An 850-nucleotide genomic window follows, 5' to 3' on the forward strand; every position below is an offset into this window, starting at 1 on the left:
GAATCCCCGGTTTTTGCCCTTTGTTGAATAGCCTTGTTCAAATACTTTGGCTTGGTCTTCTTCAGACATGCCTGCTCCAGTATCGGTAATTTCAATATCAAGTATGCTGTTATGGAAGCGCATGGACATGGTGATTTGTTTTTTCGGCATATCCGCAACGGCGTCTAAGCCATTGTTGATGAGATTTCCGATGATTGTAATAAGTTCATGGATGACAGAAGGGTCTGCCGCGTTCGGGATGACACCGTTGCATTCAATATCAAGATTTGCGCCCTGCTCACGTATAAAGCTTTGCTTTCCGAGCAGAAAACCGGCCAGTACGGAGCTTTTGACATCATTTATAATTTCACTTGTTTCTGATTTTTGCTGTATGGCTATATCTTTAATAAAATCTCCAAGATCATCATACTCTTTCAGCTGGACGAGACCTAATATCACATGCAGTTTGTTCATAAATTCATGAGACTGCGCTCTCAGTGCGTTTGCATACATTTTAACACCGGAAAGCTGTTCAGCTAAATGTTTTACCTCGGTCTTGTCGCGGAATGTTGCAATCGCTCCGACAGTTTGTCCTTTCAGCTGGATAGGAACTTCATTAAACACAAGCTCCAGTCCGTTAATGCGGACGTCTCTGTCTTGAAGAGGTTTTTTTGTCTCAATGACCTTTTTCAAGCGGCTTTTCGGCAAGATGTCATCTACATCCTGATCAATGGGATTTGTGTTGATGCCCATTTTGACGAATAGGCGTTTTGCTTCCGCGTTGGCAAGTTTAATTTTGCCATGTTCATCGACAGCGAGTATTCCTTCCTTCGTCGATTCCAGCATCGCGCTCCGTTCTTCAAGCAGAGTC

The 850-nt window shown here is 43.4% G+C and carries 1 pseudogene; it reads right to left on the minus strand.

The features are described from left to right. Positions 1–850, minus strand: a pseudogene (maeL, locus tag ACWHAR_RS25135) (two-component system sensor histidine kinase MaeL); the annotation flags it as partial.

Source organism: Bacillus sp. LR--39, assembly GCF_053613335.1.